14 protein-coding genes and 1 pseudogene are annotated in these 14,423 nt (G+C 73.3%); 2 read left to right on the forward strand and 13 right to left on the reverse strand.

Annotated features, from left to right (window positions below; translation table 11 throughout):
- Window positions 1-37 precede the first annotated feature (37 nt).
- From AB0M70_RS02190 to AB0M70_RS02205, 4 genes are all read right to left on the reverse strand, one after another.
- Window positions 38-826 carry an ABC transporter permease subunit gene (locus AB0M70_RS02190; RefSeq protein ID WP_365815378.1) on the reverse strand — a complete coding sequence of 263 codons (789 nt, stop codon included), beginning with the start codon at window positions 824-826 and terminating at the stop codon, window positions 38-40.
- Complete coding sequence (locus tag AB0M70_RS02195) at window positions 823-1,785, reverse strand: ATP-binding cassette domain-containing protein (protein ID WP_365815380.1); 963 nt, start codon at window positions 1,783-1,785, stop codon at window positions 823-825. The genes AB0M70_RS02190 and AB0M70_RS02195 overlap by 4 nt, the downstream gene beginning before the upstream one ends.
- 101 nt (window positions 1,786-1,886) lie before the next feature.
- Window positions 1,887-2,597, reverse strand: coding sequence for a response regulator transcription factor (locus AB0M70_RS02200; protein WP_365815382.1), 711 nt, complete (start codon window positions 2,595-2,597; stop codon window positions 1,887-1,889).
- The gene (locus AB0M70_RS02205) at window positions 2,594-3,775 is read right to left on the reverse strand and encodes a sensor histidine kinase (protein ID WP_365815384.1); all 1,182 of its coding nucleotides are present in this window, start codon (window positions 3,773-3,775) and stop codon (window positions 2,594-2,596) included. Before AB0M70_RS02205 ends, AB0M70_RS02200 begins: the two co-directional genes overlap by 4 nt.
- A 166-nt stretch (window positions 3,776-3,941) precedes the next feature.
- Here AB0M70_RS02205 and AB0M70_RS02210 point away from each other — a divergent pair.
- Window positions 3,942-4,091 (forward strand): annotated as a pseudogene (locus AB0M70_RS02210) (MMPL family transporter); the annotation flags it as partial.
- A 39-nt stretch (window positions 4,092-4,130) separates the two neighbouring features.
- Here AB0M70_RS02210 and AB0M70_RS02215 read toward each other — a convergent pair.
- Complete coding sequence (locus tag AB0M70_RS02215) at window positions 4,131-5,654, reverse strand: serine hydrolase domain-containing protein (RefSeq protein ID WP_365815386.1); 1,524 nt, start codon at window positions 5,652-5,654, stop codon at window positions 4,131-4,133.
- A gap of 148 nt (window positions 5,655-5,802) precedes the next feature.
- On the opposite strand from AB0M70_RS02215, the gene AB0M70_RS02220 reads away from it, so the two are divergent.
- Window positions 5,803-6,429: a TetR/AcrR family transcriptional regulator gene (locus AB0M70_RS02220; RefSeq protein WP_365815388.1), complete on the forward strand. Its 627-nt coding sequence runs from the start codon at window positions 5,803-5,805 to the stop codon at window positions 6,427-6,429.
- Between the two features lie 12 nt (window positions 6,430-6,441).
- On the opposite strand, the gene AB0M70_RS02225 is transcribed toward AB0M70_RS02220, so the two are convergent.
- From AB0M70_RS02225 to pelF, 8 genes are all read right to left on the reverse strand, one after another.
- Entirely contained in the window at window positions 6,442-6,828 is a 387-nt protein-coding gene (locus AB0M70_RS02225) for a hypothetical protein (RefSeq protein ID WP_365815390.1), read from the reverse strand.
- Between the two features lie 133 nt (window positions 6,829-6,961).
- Window positions 6,962-7,765 (reverse strand): endo alpha-1,4 polygalactosaminidase, encoded by an 804-nt coding sequence (locus AB0M70_RS02230; protein WP_365815392.1) that lies wholly within the window; start codon window positions 7,763-7,765, stop codon window positions 6,962-6,964.
- Window positions 7,762-8,427, reverse strand: coding sequence for a spherulation-specific family 4 protein (locus tag AB0M70_RS02235; RefSeq protein WP_365815394.1), 666 nt, complete (start codon window positions 8,425-8,427; stop codon window positions 7,762-7,764). The genes AB0M70_RS02230 and AB0M70_RS02235 overlap by 4 nt, the downstream gene beginning before the upstream one ends.
- Window positions 8,424-9,386: an NAD(P)-dependent oxidoreductase gene (locus AB0M70_RS02240; RefSeq protein ID WP_365815396.1), complete on the reverse strand. Its 963-nt coding sequence runs from the start codon at window positions 9,384-9,386 to the stop codon at window positions 8,424-8,426. The genes AB0M70_RS02235 and AB0M70_RS02240 overlap by 4 nt, the downstream gene beginning before the upstream one ends.
- A 7-nt stretch (window positions 9,387-9,393) precedes the next feature.
- Window positions 9,394-10,107 carry a nucleotidyltransferase family protein gene (locus tag AB0M70_RS02245; protein WP_363207340.1) on the reverse strand — a complete coding sequence of 238 codons (714 nt, stop codon included), beginning with the start codon at window positions 10,105-10,107 and terminating at the stop codon, window positions 9,394-9,396.
- Window positions 10,108-10,196: 89 nt separating this feature from the next.
- A complete protein-coding gene (locus AB0M70_RS02250) occupies window positions 10,197-11,198 on the reverse strand; it encodes a GDP-mannose 4,6-dehydratase (RefSeq protein WP_363207341.1) in 1,002 nt (333 codons plus the stop codon).
- 54 nt (window positions 11,199-11,252) lie between these two features.
- Entirely contained in the window at window positions 11,253-12,692 is a 1,440-nt protein-coding gene (locus AB0M70_RS02255; RefSeq protein WP_365815399.1) for a hypothetical protein, read from the reverse strand.
- Window positions 12,689-14,233 (reverse strand): GT4 family glycosyltransferase PelF, encoded by a 1,545-nt coding sequence (gene pelF / locus AB0M70_RS02260; RefSeq protein WP_365815401.1) that lies wholly within the window; start codon window positions 14,231-14,233, stop codon window positions 12,689-12,691. Before pelF ends, AB0M70_RS02255 begins: the two co-directional genes overlap by 4 nt.
- Between the last annotated feature and the right edge of the window lie 190 nt (window positions 14,234-14,423).

Raw genomic sequence — 14,423 nt, forward strand, 5'->3', positions numbered from 1 at the left:
CTTCTACACCCACTGTAAAAGAATCGCAAAGTGCCGGTCAGGCGTCCCTTCGGCGCAGGCGCCACCCGGCGGCCCCCAGGAGCAGCAGGGTGTACGCGGCGACCAGGCCGAGCGAGGGCCAGGCGCCGAGGCTGCCGACGGTCTCCGGGCTCGCGTCCGAGGTCTGCGTGAGCTTTTCGAGGGCGGCGGTGGGTGTCGCGCCCGCGACCCAGCGCTGGAGATCGCCCAGCAGCGGTCCGAACAGGGAAGGCAGGAGCAGCACGCCGACCACCGTGACGACCGCCCCGGCCGAGTGCTTCAGGAGAGTGCCGACCGCGAGGCCGATGAGACCGACGAGCGCGAAGAGCCCCGCGATGCCGAGCAGCGCGGGCATCGGCTCCCCCTGGGCGTACGCGCCGTCCTCCAGGACCGCGCCGCCGAGGAGATAGGCCACCGTGCAGGAGACAAGGCCGGTGGCGTACAGCAGGCAGGCCAGCAGCATCGCCTTCGCGGCGAGCACCCGGCCGCGGCGCGGTACGGCGGTGAGGGTGGCGGCGATGGTGCCGCTCGCGTACTCGCCGCACATGGTCAGCGCCCCCACCGTGCCCGCGACCATCAGCGAGACGACGCTGAGGGTGAGGCTGCCGCCGAGCACCGTGTCGTCGGGCTGCAGGCTGCCGCTCAGGCCGACGAACACCGCGCCGAGGACGGTGAGCGCGCCGGTCACGAGGAGGGTCCAGCGGGTGGAGCGCAGGCTCGCGAACTTGGTCCACTCGAAGGTGAGGGCCGCGGGGAAGCCGGGGGCGGGCGGGGCGGTCTTTTTTGTCGCCGTCGTTGAGGTCGTCATCGGACCGGTTCCTTTCCCTTGGACGCCACGGCTTCGTGCGTGGTCGTCGTCGCCGTGCCCCGGTACTCCACCGAGGTCCGCGTCATGTCGGTGTAGACCTCCTCCAACGAGGAGAAGACGGGGGTGAGTTCATGGATGGCGAGGCCCTGCGTGCGGGCCAGCTCGCCGATCTCGGCGGGCCTCAGGCCGCCCACCCGCCAGCCGCCCCGCGCGTCCAGACGCACGGACGCGCCCGCCGTCTCAAGGAGGGCCCGCATCCGCTGCGCCTCGGAGTCGGGCGTACGCAGCAGGGTGGCGCCCTGGGAGTTGGTCTCGATGAAGTCCCGCATGTCGGTGTCCGCGAGGAGGCGTCCGCGGCCGATCACGATGAGGTGGTCGGCGGTCAGTTCCATCTCGCTCATGAGATGACTGGAGAGGAACACCGTCCTGCCTTCCGCGGCAAGGGACTTGAGCAGGTCGCGGATCCAGCGGATGCCCTCGGTGTCCAGGCCGTTCACCGGCTCGTCGAGGATGAGTACGCCGGGGTCGCCGAGCAGCGCGGCCGCGATGCCCAGGCGCTGGCCCATGCCCAGGGAGAGCCCCTTGGCCCGCCGTCCCGCGACGTCCGTGAGGCCCACCGCCTCGAGTACCTCGTCGACCCGGCTCGCGCCGATGCCGTTGCTGCGGGCCAGGCCGAGGAGGTGCCGGCGCGTGGTGCGCCCGCCGTGCACCGACCTGGCGTCCAGGAGCGAGCCGACCTCGCGCAGGGGCGCGGTGAGGCGGTCGTAGCGCCGCCCGTTGACCGTGACCGTGCCGCCGCTCGGCGCGTCGAGGCCGAGGATCATGCGCATGGTGGTCGACTTCCCGGCGCCGTTCGGGCCGAGGAAGCCGGTCACGCGGCCGGGGCGGACGCTGAAGGTGAGCCGGTCGACCGCCGCCTTGTCGCCGTACCGTTTGGTGAGTTCCCGTGCTTCGATCATGCCGTCGACGCTACGAAGGCCGGGCGCTGCTGACATCTGCCGCGGGGAGTCGGCGGCTACTCCCCACGGAGTACCAGCCGGCGGGTCCTGATACGCCCGGCTCAGGGCTCGCCCGCGCGCACCAGACCCGTCTCGTACGCGAGCACCACCAACTGGGCCCTGTCCCGCGCCCCGAGCTTGGTCATCGACCGGCTGACGTGCGTCTTCGCCGTCAGCGGCGACATGAGGAGCCGGGCGCCGATCTCGTCGTTCGACAGCCCCCGGCCGACCAGCGCGAGCACCTCGCGCTCCCGGTCCGTCAGCGGGTCGAGGAGCCGCAGCGCCTGGGCCTCGGGCGCCTTGAGGCGGGCGAACTCCTCGATCACCCTGCGCGTGACCCCGGGCGCCAGGAGGCTCTGCCCGGCGGCCACGGTGCGGATCGCGGTGCGCAGGTCGTCCGGTTCGATGTCCTTGAGCAGGAACCCGGCGGCGCCCGCGCGCAGCGCCTCGAAGACGTACGCGTCGGTCTCGAAGGTCGTCAGGACCAGGACGCGTACGGCGTCGAGGGCGCGGTCGGCGACGATGCGGCGCGTGGCCTCGAGGCCGTCCACCCGCGGCATGCGGACGTCCATCAGGACGACGTCCGGGCGCGTGGTGCGGGTCAGTTCCACGGCCGCCAGGCCGTCCGCCGCCTCGCCCACCACGGCGAGGTCGTCGGTGAGGTCGAGGAGAGCGCGAAACCCGGCACGGACGACGGTCTGGTCGTCGGCAAGCACCACCCGGATCCGCGCACTCGCCCGCGCACTCACCCGCTCGCTCGTCCGCTCACTCATCGCGCGCCTCCCTCGGCAGGAAGCACCGCCCGCACCCGCCACCCGCCGCCGCGCAGCGGGCCCGCCTCCAGGTCGCCGCCCATCGTCGTGGCCCGTTCGCGCATGCCGATCAGGCCGTACCCCTCCCCCGCGGCCACGGCACGCTCCGGCCCGTCGTCGGTGATCTCCACAGCCAGGCCCTCGCCCACCACCGCGACCGACACCGCCACATGCCGGGCGTCCGCATGCTTGATCACGTTGGTCAGGGCCTCCTGGACGATGCGGTACGCCGCCAACTCCACCAGTTGCGGCAGCTCCCGGCCACCCGTGTCGAGGTGCAGGGACACCCGCAGCCCGGTGCCGCGCACCCCCTCCACCAGTTCGTCCAGTTGCGCGAGGCGGGGAGCCGGATCGGCGGCGGCCGTGCGCCGGCCCGCGCGCAGCACCCCCACCGTGGTCCGCAGCTCGCGCACGGCCTCCTTGCCGGACGTGCGCACCTGCCGCATCGCCATCCGCGCCACCTCGGGTCTGCTGTCGAGGGCGTCCAGGGCGAGGCCCGCCTGCACGGTCATCGCCGACACCGTGTGGGCGATGACGTCGTGCAGCTCGCGCGCGATGCGCACCCTCTCCTGGTCGACCTTGCGCCGCGCCTCGCGCTCCCGGTCGGCCTCGGCCCGCTCGGCCCGTTCGGCGTACTCCTGCAGCAACTCCCGCCGCCCGCGCACCACTTCACCGAGCAGCAGCGGCACCAGGGGCCAGAGCATCTCCAGGAGCGGGGCGCCCTGCGGCTGCGCCACGTCCTTGCCCGCGATCACCGACACCGTCCCCGACACGAGGGCGGCGACCACGGCGGCCCGCAGCGTGCGGCGCCGGTCACCCCGTACGGCGAGGGCGTACAGCGCGACCATCACCGGCAGATTGAGCAGCTCCCCGATGTGCCCGTACAGCGCCCAGCCCGCGCAGGCCGCCCCAGTCACGACGGTGACGGCGACCGGCCACCGGCTGCGCACCAGCAGAGCCGCGACGGACACGGCGAACAGCAACCACGTCAGCCAGTCGGCCTGCCGGTGCCCGGGACCGTTGACCGCCGCGTCCAGCCCCGTGAGAAGCGCGACGACCGCGGCCACGACCAGATCCGTGAGCTGCGGAGACAGGGGCCACGGGAGGCGCCGCTGCCAGGAGCGGAAGGCGATGGTCACGGAACTCACGATAGGAGCCGCGCGCGCAGGGCGCGTACGACACGGGGAGTAGGCCCGGCGGACGCCCCTGAGAAGCGCCCCCGGGACGTCCGCCAGTGGCGCCCCTTGTCTGGCCCCGAGATGTGTCGGGAATCTTCAACAGGCAGCGGGTCCTCCTGTCAGCTGCAACAGCTTCCTGGTGCACCGCGCCAAGGAGGAAGCCGCGCGCCTGGGCCACACACGCGGCGTCCTGGAGGGCCTGGCCAGCACGGGCGGAGTGATCACCTCGGCGGGCATCTTGCTGGCCGCGACGCTCGCGGTCTCCGCCGACCTGCCCCGGCCGGGGCCCGCTCCAGACAACCCCGGCCGCTCGGCATCAATCTCGCTGGATGCGGCCCCGCCGCCGTAGATCCAGGGCCCCGAGCACCGCGCGTTCCACCGCGAGCAGCAGCGCGAGCGCGATGGCGGTGACCGCCCCCCACCCCACGTCGGGCAGCCACAGCAGCGCCATCGGCAGCGTGCCGCCGAGGGTCGAGGGCAGCCACCACAGGAGCGCCGCGATGCCCAGCGCGGTGGTGACCGACGCCAGAGTGGTCGCGATGATCCGCCGCCGGGAGCGGGCGCGGGCCGCGGCGCGTCGTCCCGGCAGCCGTCGTAGGACCGGGGCGGCCACGCCCATCAGCAACGCTCCGGCCAGCGCGGCCATGGCCCAGGGCAGGGCCGCGACCAGCGGATCGGTTGGCGTGGTGCGGGGATCGGCGCCGGACAGCAGCTGCGCCACCCCGATCGCGGCGTCGCCGAACTCCTTGGCCCGCAGCTGGTGGTAGGCGTTCTGCAGGACGATCACCGCGCGGCCGCTGTCGGGCAGCATGACCAGCATCGCGTGATGACCGGGCAGCGCCCCGTCGTGCCAGACCATGCGTTCACTCGTGCCCTTGAGCGTGCCGACCGACCACCCGAGGCCGTAGCGCTCGGCGCTGCTCTCGACCTGGCCGCGCTGGGTGTCGGCGATCCCCTTCGCCGACAGCACCCGCCGCCCGTGCAGCCGGCCTCCGCCCAGCTCGGCGAGGGTGAATCGGGCCACGTCCCCGACGCTGCCGCCCACATAACCGAACGGGACGCCCGAAGTGTCGTAGGGCGCGTCGAACGGGACCGAGGCGCCGAAGACGGAGCGGTGGCCGGGCGCCACCCCCTCCCGAGCGAAGTCACGCTCGGTGGCGACCGCGTGCTCCATGCCGAGCGGGTCGAGGATCTTCTCGTGCAGGTAGGTGCCGAACGGCCGCCCTGACACCTCTTCGACGAGTGCGCCCAGTACGGCGTAACCGGCGCTCGAATAGGCGTAGGAGCCGCCCGGACGATCGGCGGGCTCGATGTGCGCGAGGTCGCGGGCCGCGGCGGCGAGGGCGCCGGGCGCGTTGTCGAAGCGATCCCCGATCTCGCCGGAAGCGGACGTGGGGATGCCGCTGGTGTGGGTGAGCAGATGCCGCACGGTGATGCGGTCGGACAGGGCCGTGTCCGCCAGCCGGAACCACGGAAGATAGGTGCGCGCCGGTTCGTCCAGGTCCACGCGGCGCGCCTCCACCTGCTGCATCACGGCGAGCCCGGTGACCGGCTTGGACAACGAGCCCCACAGGAAAGGAGTGTCGGACGTGACAGCCCGGCCCCGGCTGTCCTCGCCGAAGCCCCGCTGGTGCACGACACGTCCGCCCTCGATCACGGCGAGCGCGGCACCGGGCGTGCCCGTCGCGTCGAGGCAGCCACGGACGAACGCGTCCACCTCCGACCACTCCCCCACGTCGCCGGCCTTCCCGCGCGCCGCCGCACCGGCCTCGGATCTCACGCCCTCGGCTCCCGCGGCGGGTGCCGTCAGACCCACCACCACCCCCGCGACGAGCAGCACGCGTGTCAACTGCCTTAATCGCGACCGCCCTTTGCGCTGCCGCACCTTTGCATCCATTGCCGCCCCCTGTTCCGCGTCCCGGCTTTTTTACCATATGACCATACGGTAAAAACGATCCGCAAGATCCGGTGCCGGATACCCTGAGGGCATGCCGAAGGTCGTCGATCATCAAGCCAGGCGCATCCAGGTCGCCGACGCCGTACAGAAGTTGGTCACCGAGGAGGGGCTCGACCGGGTCACCGTGGCGCGGACCGCCGCGACGGCGGGCTGCTCCGTCGGCCACGTGCAGCACTACTTCCCGACCAAGGACGAGATGCTGCTGTTCACCCACGAGCGCGTCGTCCAGAAGATCCTCGACCGGGTCTCCGACCTGGGGGAACGCGCCACGCGTCAGCGGCTGCCGATCCGTGACGTGGTCGTCGAAGGGCTCGGCGAATGGCTCCCGGCAGACCAGCGGCGCCGCTCGGCGCACCGGGTGATGCTTGCCTTTCTGGGGCGCACCGTCGACAACCCTCGACTGGCCCGCTCCCACGCCGAGACGGGCCGGCTGATCCGCTCGATGCTCGCCACCGCGGTCCACAACGGCAAGGAGTGCGGCGAGGTCCCGGCCGATACCGACCCCGACCTCGCCGCACTCGAACTTCACTGCCTGACCGAGGGTCTTGCCCTGCAGCTCGGGTCCGATTCAGGCGCCGCCGACGCGCAGGACGCCCTCGGCCTGCTCACCGCACGCGTGCGGGCCGTCTTCCCCGGCCGCTGCCGCCAGTACGGCTGACCCTCGGCGCCGTCAGTTCGTCAGGGTGACGCAGGGCAGGCCCACGCTGGCGCCGCCGCGGAAGCCCTCTGCGCAGAGGCGGGTGCCTGCGGGGAAGTGGCGTTGGGGGTAGGCCTGGTCGCGGTAGGTACGGAACTTGGCTACGTCCTCCACCTTGGTGTTGGCGCTCCAGCCGTTGGTCGTCCACACGCGCGCGCTGATGCGGTTCGGCTGGTTGGTGTTGGTGACCGACACCTCGACCCTGCCGAGATAGGTGCCGCTGTCGTACGTCTCGATGCACACCGAGTGGTTGCACCACTTGCCGTCGGCCACCGCCGACGGTCCGGAGACGATGACACAGCCCAGCGCCGCGGCCATGGCCCCGATTCCCGCGGCGATCTTCCTGGTGATGTCCTGCATGATGTGTGACCCTCAAGCCTTCGCGTCATGGCCCGGCAGGACATGCCGAGCCCCGGCTCACCAACGCGACAGCAAGATCGACGGTTACGCGCCGTCCCCTGCGCGGATCAGCTCCTCCCCTCGCCTCAGGGCCTCAGCACGGCCTTCGCCATTCGTCCAGGTTCAGTTTCTTGCGCATGGACGACAGGCCAAGGCGTTTCGACTGGGCGCAGAACTTCTCGTTGGGCACGGCGTATTCGACGTGCAGCACCGCCTTGCCCGCCTTGACGAAGGGGGTGAGTGACGCGCACTCGCCGTACTGAGCGCACTCCTCGTTGACCGCGAAGTCGAAGTCCCGCACGAGCCGCGGGATCTGCGGGAGGTCGTTCTTCAGGCCGACGGACAGGCCGCGCTCGTGCGCGAGGCGGGCGACCATGCGGTTGAAGGCCAGCTGGTGGCGCGCCGTCAGGGGGAATCCGGTGCGGTTGAGGTAGCTGTCGAGCAGATCCGGTTCGATCGCGTCGAAGCCCTTGCGGCGGCACATGTCGAAGCGCTCCGCGAGGAGCGGACGCAGCACGTCGAGGCGTCGGATGTCGAGCCAGCGCTCGCCCTTCCATCCGTTGGCGCGGCCGAGCACGGATGCGGGGTAGTCGTCGCTGTCGGGGCGGAAGGACTCCCACGCACCGGCGTTGATGTAGCAAATGACCCGGCGCCGGTCGCGGTGCAGCCTGGCCACGTCGGACCCGCGGTTCTCGAACCCGTCGATGTCGTAGACGGGCACGTCCACACGCGGGTCGACGCGCCCGTCGAGCTGCCACTGCCAGGCGGTGCCGGGCAGTGGCCGCCACCGGTCCGGGGTGTCCCCCTCCCGCGTCGCCGACGAGCACCCCGCGAGCAGCAGGACGGTGACGAGGAGCGGGCCGAGCCACGAGGAGCGGTGCTTCACGGCACGCCTCACGACGGGCCTCCGGACACCGGCAGGGGCGGCGGCTGCGTCCAGGGGTTGGGTCCCGCGCCCGGCACCGCGCAGTGCACCCCCGCGCCCCGCTGTACGGCGGTGCGCCCGGCGAGGCGGGCCAGCGCGGGCGGCACTCCGTAGACGAGGTGGCAGAACTGCTCAGGGGGGTGTCTGGCCGTCCAGGACGGGGCGTCGAACGAGCGCAGATACGTCGTCCAGTGCCCCTCGAACGTGACGATCAGGTCGGCGGCGCGGGCATACCCGGGCGCCGGATGCACGCCCGTGTTGAGGACCACCGTGCCCGCGCCCCGCTCCCGCGCCGCACGGACCATGCGCCGGCAGTGCCGCAGCTCGCGGCGCCCGGACGCGACCTGGTCCAGGAAGCAGCCGTCGACGCCGTACCAGGCACGGTGCCGTTCCAGGTCGTCGGTGACGGCGGCCAGCGGCCGCTCCCCGTACGCCGTGTCGACGTACCCGAGCACCCGCACCCCCGCCTCGCGCAGGGCCCGCGAGGCGGCGGTGAAGGCGGGGTCGGGTGCCGCGCCCGGACCGTCGGCGGCGTTCAGGACGACGCCGTACAGCTGGGGCGCGGCCGCCACCAGCGCCTGCCAGGCCGCGGGGTCAGCGGCCGGGTGGACGTACAGCGGCACCAGCAGGGTCATCGCGGGTCCCCGCCGGCCTGCGCGAGAGGCGGCGACGCGCCGTCGGCGCCCTGCGGCCACGTCCGTGGCGCACCGTCCGCGGCCCACAACGCGGTCACCGAGTCCCGCAGGGAGTATGCCGGCGTCCACCCCAACTCCCGCTCCGCGGCGCCGATGTCGGCGCACTGCCAGGGCACGGCCACCGACCGGCCCACCTTGCCGAGCGACTCCTCGACGCGCCCGGTGAAGCCCGCGGCACCGACCAGGCCGTGCACCAGATCGCGCACCGGAACGGCACGGCCGCTGCCGATGTTGAGCAGTCGCGGCAGCCGCCCCGGCAGGGTCACGGCGAGCGCGACGGCGCGCGCCACATCGCGTACGTCGACGAAGTCGCGGTACGCGGACAGGTCGCCGAGGTGGACGGGGGCGTGCGGGGTCCTGGCCACCGCGTGGGCGAGCTCGGCGGTGAGCCGCCCCGGCAGCCCGGCACGGGGCGCGCCGGGCCCCACCGGGTTGGTGACCCGCAGCACGAGCGAGTCGAGCCGCGTGTCCAGGACGGACAGGGTTCCGGCCAGCTTCGTCGCTCCGTACGGGGCGACCGGGCGGGCGCAGGCTTCCTCCGCCGTCCGCTCGCCGATGCCGGTCGGCCCGTACTCGGCCGCCGAGCCGAGGTGCACCAGGCGCGCGGCGGGCGCCACCGACCCCATGGCCTCGCACAGGGCCGCCGGACCACGGGAGTTGGCCTCGGCGAGGGTCAGCGTGCTGCCGCCGACCGCGCCCACGCAGTTGACCACGGCGTCGGGCTCGGCCCGGGTCAGCTGCTCGGCCAGCGCGGCGGGCGTCATGTGGGCGAGGTCGATCCGGAGGTCGTCCGAGGGGGCGCGGCCGCCGCGGAGCAGCCGCACGCCCGGCAGGGCGTGCAGCCGCTCGGCGATGTGCCCGCCCAGGTATCCGGTGGAGCCGAGGACGAGAACGCGCACGGCCCCCTCACGCTCCCTTGAGGAGAAGGGAGCGGTGCGAGGTGAACTCCGCGTTGGCGCGGTCGTAGTCGTCGGGGCGTCCGATGTCGAGCCAGTAGCCGTCGAACGCGTAGGCGTGCGGCGGGGTCTCGGTCTTCAGTAGGTCCAGGACCAGCTCGTCGAAGCCGAGCGGCAGGCCCGGCGTGTAGGAGGCGAGCGTGTCGCGCGAGAGGCCGTAGACCCCCATGGAGACGCGGTAGTCCACGCTCGGCTTCTCCGTGAAGGCGACCACGCGCTCCGAGTCGGTGGTCAGCACGCCGAAGTCGATGCGCACCTGACGTGCGTACGTGGCGATGGTCAGCGGCGCCCCGGACGTGCGGTGGCTGTTCAGGACGTCCGCGTAGTCGAGGTCGGTGAGGATGTCGCCGTTCATCACGAGGAAGTGTTCGGGCAGCCGGTCCATCATGGTCAGGAGCGGGCCCATGGTGCCGAGCGGGCTGTCCTCCGTGGAGTAGCCGACGCGCAGGCCCCAGCGGGCGCCGTTGCCGACGTACGCGCGGATGATGTGGCCCAGGTGGCCGATCGCGATGGTGCAGCTGGTGAAGCCGGCGCTCGCCAGCTGGCGCAGGACGATCTCCAGGATGGCGTGCTGGTCGCCGATCGGGACGAGCGGCTTGGGCAGCGCGGTGGTGTACGGCCGAAGCCGGACGCCCTTGCCCCCGGCAAGAATGACTGCGTGCATGGTTGTCTCCCCTGTGAGTGACCCGAAGCGGTCAAGTGGCCAGATGCGCAGGTGTGCTGACGGGTGGTCAGCGACGTGCGGGGGATGGTTCAGATGTTGTAGATGTCCGTCTTGTAGCGGGCCAGGTTGGCCGGGTCGCGGAAGAACTCGACGGTGCGGGCCAGGCCCTGTTCCAGGTCGTGTCCTGGCGCCCAGCCGGTGGCGGCGCGCAGCCGGCTCGCGTCGGCGACCAGGCGCATCACCTCGGATGCCGCGGGGCGGATGCGCTGTTCGTCCTCACGTACGTCGAGGTCGGCCTCCATCACCTTGCCGATGAGCCGTACCAGGTCGCCGACGGAGATCTCGCCGCCCGTGCCCGCGTTGAAGGTGCGGCCCACGACCGCGTCCGCTGGGGCGGTGCCGACGGCGATGAAGGCCTGCGCGGTGTCGGCGACGAAGGTGAAGTCGCGGGTCGGACGCAGGTCGCCGAGGGTGATCTCCCGTGAGCCGGAGGCCACTTGGCCGATGACGGTGGGGATGACGGCCCGCATCGACTGGCGCGGCCCGAAGGTGTTGAAGGGCCGCAGCGTGACCACGGGCGTCTCGAAGCTCGCGTGGTAGCTGTCGGCGAGCCGGTCGCCGCCGGCCTTCGAAGCGGCGTACGGGGACTGGGTGTTGATGGGGTGGTCCTCGGTGATCGGCACGGTCTGCGCGGTGCCGTACGTTTCGCTGGTGGAGGTGTGCACCAGGCGGGGGATCTCCAGGTGGCGCACGGCTTCCAGGACGTTGAGCGTGCCGGTCACGTTCGTGTCCACGTAGCTGTGCGGGGCCTGGTAGGAGTACGGGATCGCGATGAGGGCGGCCAGGTGGTAGACGGTCTCGGCGCCGGTGACCAGGCCGCGGACCGAGCCGGGGTCGCGTACGTCGCCGAGGACGATCTCGACCTCGGCGAGCACCTCGGGCGCGAGGGTCTCCAGCCAGCCGTAGGAGGAGAAGGAGTTGTACTGCGCCATCGCGCGGACCCGGTGGCCCGACGCGACGAGCGCCTCGGTGAGGTGCGAGCCGATGAAGCCTTCGGCCCCGGTGACGGCGACGAGTGGTGCGGATGCCATGAGTGCTCCTGATGCTGGGACGGTGTCGAGGGTGGTGCGACGGGCGGGGCCGGCTCAGGCGTGCGCCGTGGGCCTGCCCAGGTGGTGGACGGCGACGGCGAGGAGCGCCACCGCGGCGGCGCCGCAGCCGATGAGTTGCGCGGCGGGCGTAGAGACGGTGCCGGTGAGCGGCAGTGCCGTCGCGCAGACCGCGGCGGCGATACAGGGCGCGACGGACGGCCAGGCCACGCCGAACGCCTGAAGGAGCAGGGCGGTCCACAGCACGGCCCCGAGCAGGACGAGCCGGGTCGCGTTCGCTCCGACGAGTACGGCGCCCAGGGCGAGCGGCACGAGATAGGCGGCGCCGCAGACGGCGAGCGCACGCGCGGAGCGCAGCCTGAAGCCCCTGGGAGTGGTCGAGGCGTGCAGGGCGGCCACGGCGAGCCCGCGGTAGCGGTAGAGGAGCCACTCGGCGAGACCCATGCTGAGCGTCAGCACGATGACGGCGTACGGCTCCTGCTGTCCCGCCACCGCGGTCAGCGCACCGGCCGCGAGCCCGAACAGGCCGTACGGCAGCGAGTGCGCCAGGCGTGGCACGGGGCCCGGCACCGGGGCCGTCCGCAGTGCCGAGCGCAGGGCGTGCCCCGCGGCGGCCGCCGCGAGCAGGACCGTGAGCAACGGCAGCCCGGTGCGCAGGAGTTCCGGCGGCTGCCACCACGGCAGGGCGGCCGCGCCCGCCACGACCGGCAGGAGCGCCGCCGCGAGGACCTTCTCGCGACCGAGCACCAGGAGCAGCCCGGCCGCGGCGAGGTAGCAGGACTGGCCGACGGCGAACAGCGCGGCGGCTCCCGGGCCCGCGACCAGCAGGCCGGTGACCGACGCGGCCACGATGCCGAGCGGCGCGCCCGCCAGCAGGGTGCGCCCCGCCTCGTGCCGTCCTGTCGCGAGCCTGCTGTACGCGCGGTGGCTCAGCGCCTGCGACCAGGCCCAGGAGACCAGGGCTGCGGCGATCAGCCCGTACAGCCCGGAGGCCGTCCCCCAAGCGCCCTGCGCCAGTACGTATGCCGTGCCGGGAAGCGCGAAGAGCAGCCCGCGCAGGGCGCAGCGCAGGTGGTCGGGGCGCCAGGGGTCGGGCGGCACAGGCGGCTTCGGATGACTGCGCGGCACCCGCCGGTAGACGGCGTCGGCCAGCGAGAACAGATCGGGGTGCCCATAGGTCTCCTGGATCCTGTCGCCGGTCAGGCCCTGCGACTCCAGGAGCGCGGCGACTTCGTAGGCGTGCACGGCCGCGCCCGCCTCCTCGGCGAGTTCGGCGGCGAGGTGGTCCACGGGGTCGTCGGCCCTGGCGGGGCGCAGCGCGACGCCGGGGCGTGGGCGGGGCCGGTTGTCGTGGGGGCCGGTGCGGGGCGGACGCGCCAGGCGCAGGGCGAGGGTGTCGTCGGCGCCGTACGCCTCGCCGTGCTCCGCGCCGCGGGCGTGTGCGCCGCGCGGCCGGAGAGGGAGGGGGCCGCTCATCCCGCCACCTCGCCGGGGACCGGGGCGCCATGGCTGACGAACTCCGGCTGATACAGGCCCTGTTGGCCTGGCCCGGCCAGCTCCTCGTAGATCGAACGGAACGCGTCGACCGTCTGGCGCAGCGTGAACTGCTCGATCACGCGCAGCCGGGCCGCCTCGCCCATCGCGGCGCGGCGCGCGGGGTCGCGGAGCAGTTCGACGACGGCGCGCGCCATGGCCTCCGGCGCGCGCGGCGGCACCACGAGCCCGGTGGGCCCCACGGCCTCGCGCACCCCGCCGACGTCCGTGGAGACCGTGGCCCGCCCGCAGGACATGGCCTCGATCAGGGTGAAGGGGAAGCCCTCGCTGATGCTGGACAGCATCACCACGTTGCCCGCCGAGTAGGCGTCCTTGATGTGCTCGACGCGGCCCTCGAAGACCACCGCGTCACCGTGCCCGAGCTCGGCGGCCAGGGCTTGGCAGCGCTCGCGGTAGGCCTCGCCGCCGCGCGGAGTGCCGCCGAACAGGCGCAGCCTGGCGTCCGGGATCTCCTGCCTGACCAGCGCGAAGCTGCGGATCAGGGTCTCCAGGTCCTTGATGGGGTCGACCCGGCCCGCCCAGCTCAGGGTGGGGGTCAGCGGCTCGGGGCCCGCGGGCGGGAAGGCCTCGGGGTCCACGCCGTTGTAGACGGTGCGGATGAGGGAGGGCTCCGCCCCGCCGCGCTCCTCCCAGAGGCGGTTGTAGCGGTTGCCCGGGGTGATCAGGGAGGCCTGGCGGTACGTTTCCTCGGCGAGCAGCCGGAAGAACCCGAGCAGCAAGGCCTTGACGGGCCAGCTGTACGGCCCCGTGCGGTAGCCGAGGTAGCGCTCGCGCAGGTACACGCCGTGCTCGGTCAACAGCAGCGGCACGCCGTGGAGTTGGCGTCCCACCAGGCCGGGCATGGCCGCTATGCCGCCGCTCACCGCGTGCGCGACGCCGCTCTCCGGAGGCCGGGCGGCGAGCGGGCGCAGCGCGTGTTCGAGCAGGCTGGTGGCGGTGACCGCGTCGTGCAGCGTCGGCCGCGCCTCGGCGGTCGCGCGCCCGGGGACGTTCCACACCGAGGTCAGGACGTGCACCGCGCGGTCGGTGCGCAGCGCGGGTGCCAGGGCGCCGTCGCGGGCGTGCCGGGCGAGGTCGTGCAGCGCGGGGGCGAAGCCGTCCTCGGCGGCCGGGTCGAGCAGGGCGGTGAGGAACTGCTCGTAGGAGCCGAGGAGTTGCCGTCGGCGTCGGCCGCGCGGGGGGTGGCCGGTGGGGGCCGGGCCCCACATGGGCAGGCAGACAGGTTCGGCGACGTGCGGCGGCAGCTCCCAGGCGAGGCTCTCGCGGCCGGTGCCGGTGACGGCGAGCACGCCGAAGTCGATGTCGGGCATGCCCCGCACGAGTTGGTCGCACCAGACGCTGACGCCGCCGTGGCTGTGCGGGTAGGTGCCTTCGGTCAGCAGGGTGACGCGGGTCCGTGCGGGCCGGTGTGACGGAGCGGGGAAGGGTGCCGGTATCGGCACGGGCGAGGGCGAGTCGGACATGGTGAGGCTCCGCGGGTGAGATACGAACGCGAGGGAGCCGACGGCGACGCCCGCCCCGGTGGGCCGGGGTGGGCGCGTTCCGTGAACGGCGGCATGCGGGTCGTACGGGCGCGGGGGGAGGGTGGTGCGGTGTGGCCCCGGACTGCGGGGCTGGGTGAGGCGACTTCTTGGGCCCGGTGGCGGCCGGGAG

The organism is Streptomyces sp. NPDC051214 (genome assembly GCF_040682375.1).
In the GTDB taxonomy this organism is placed as follows: Bacteria; Actinomycetota; Actinomycetes; order Streptomycetales; family Streptomycetaceae; genus Streptomyces.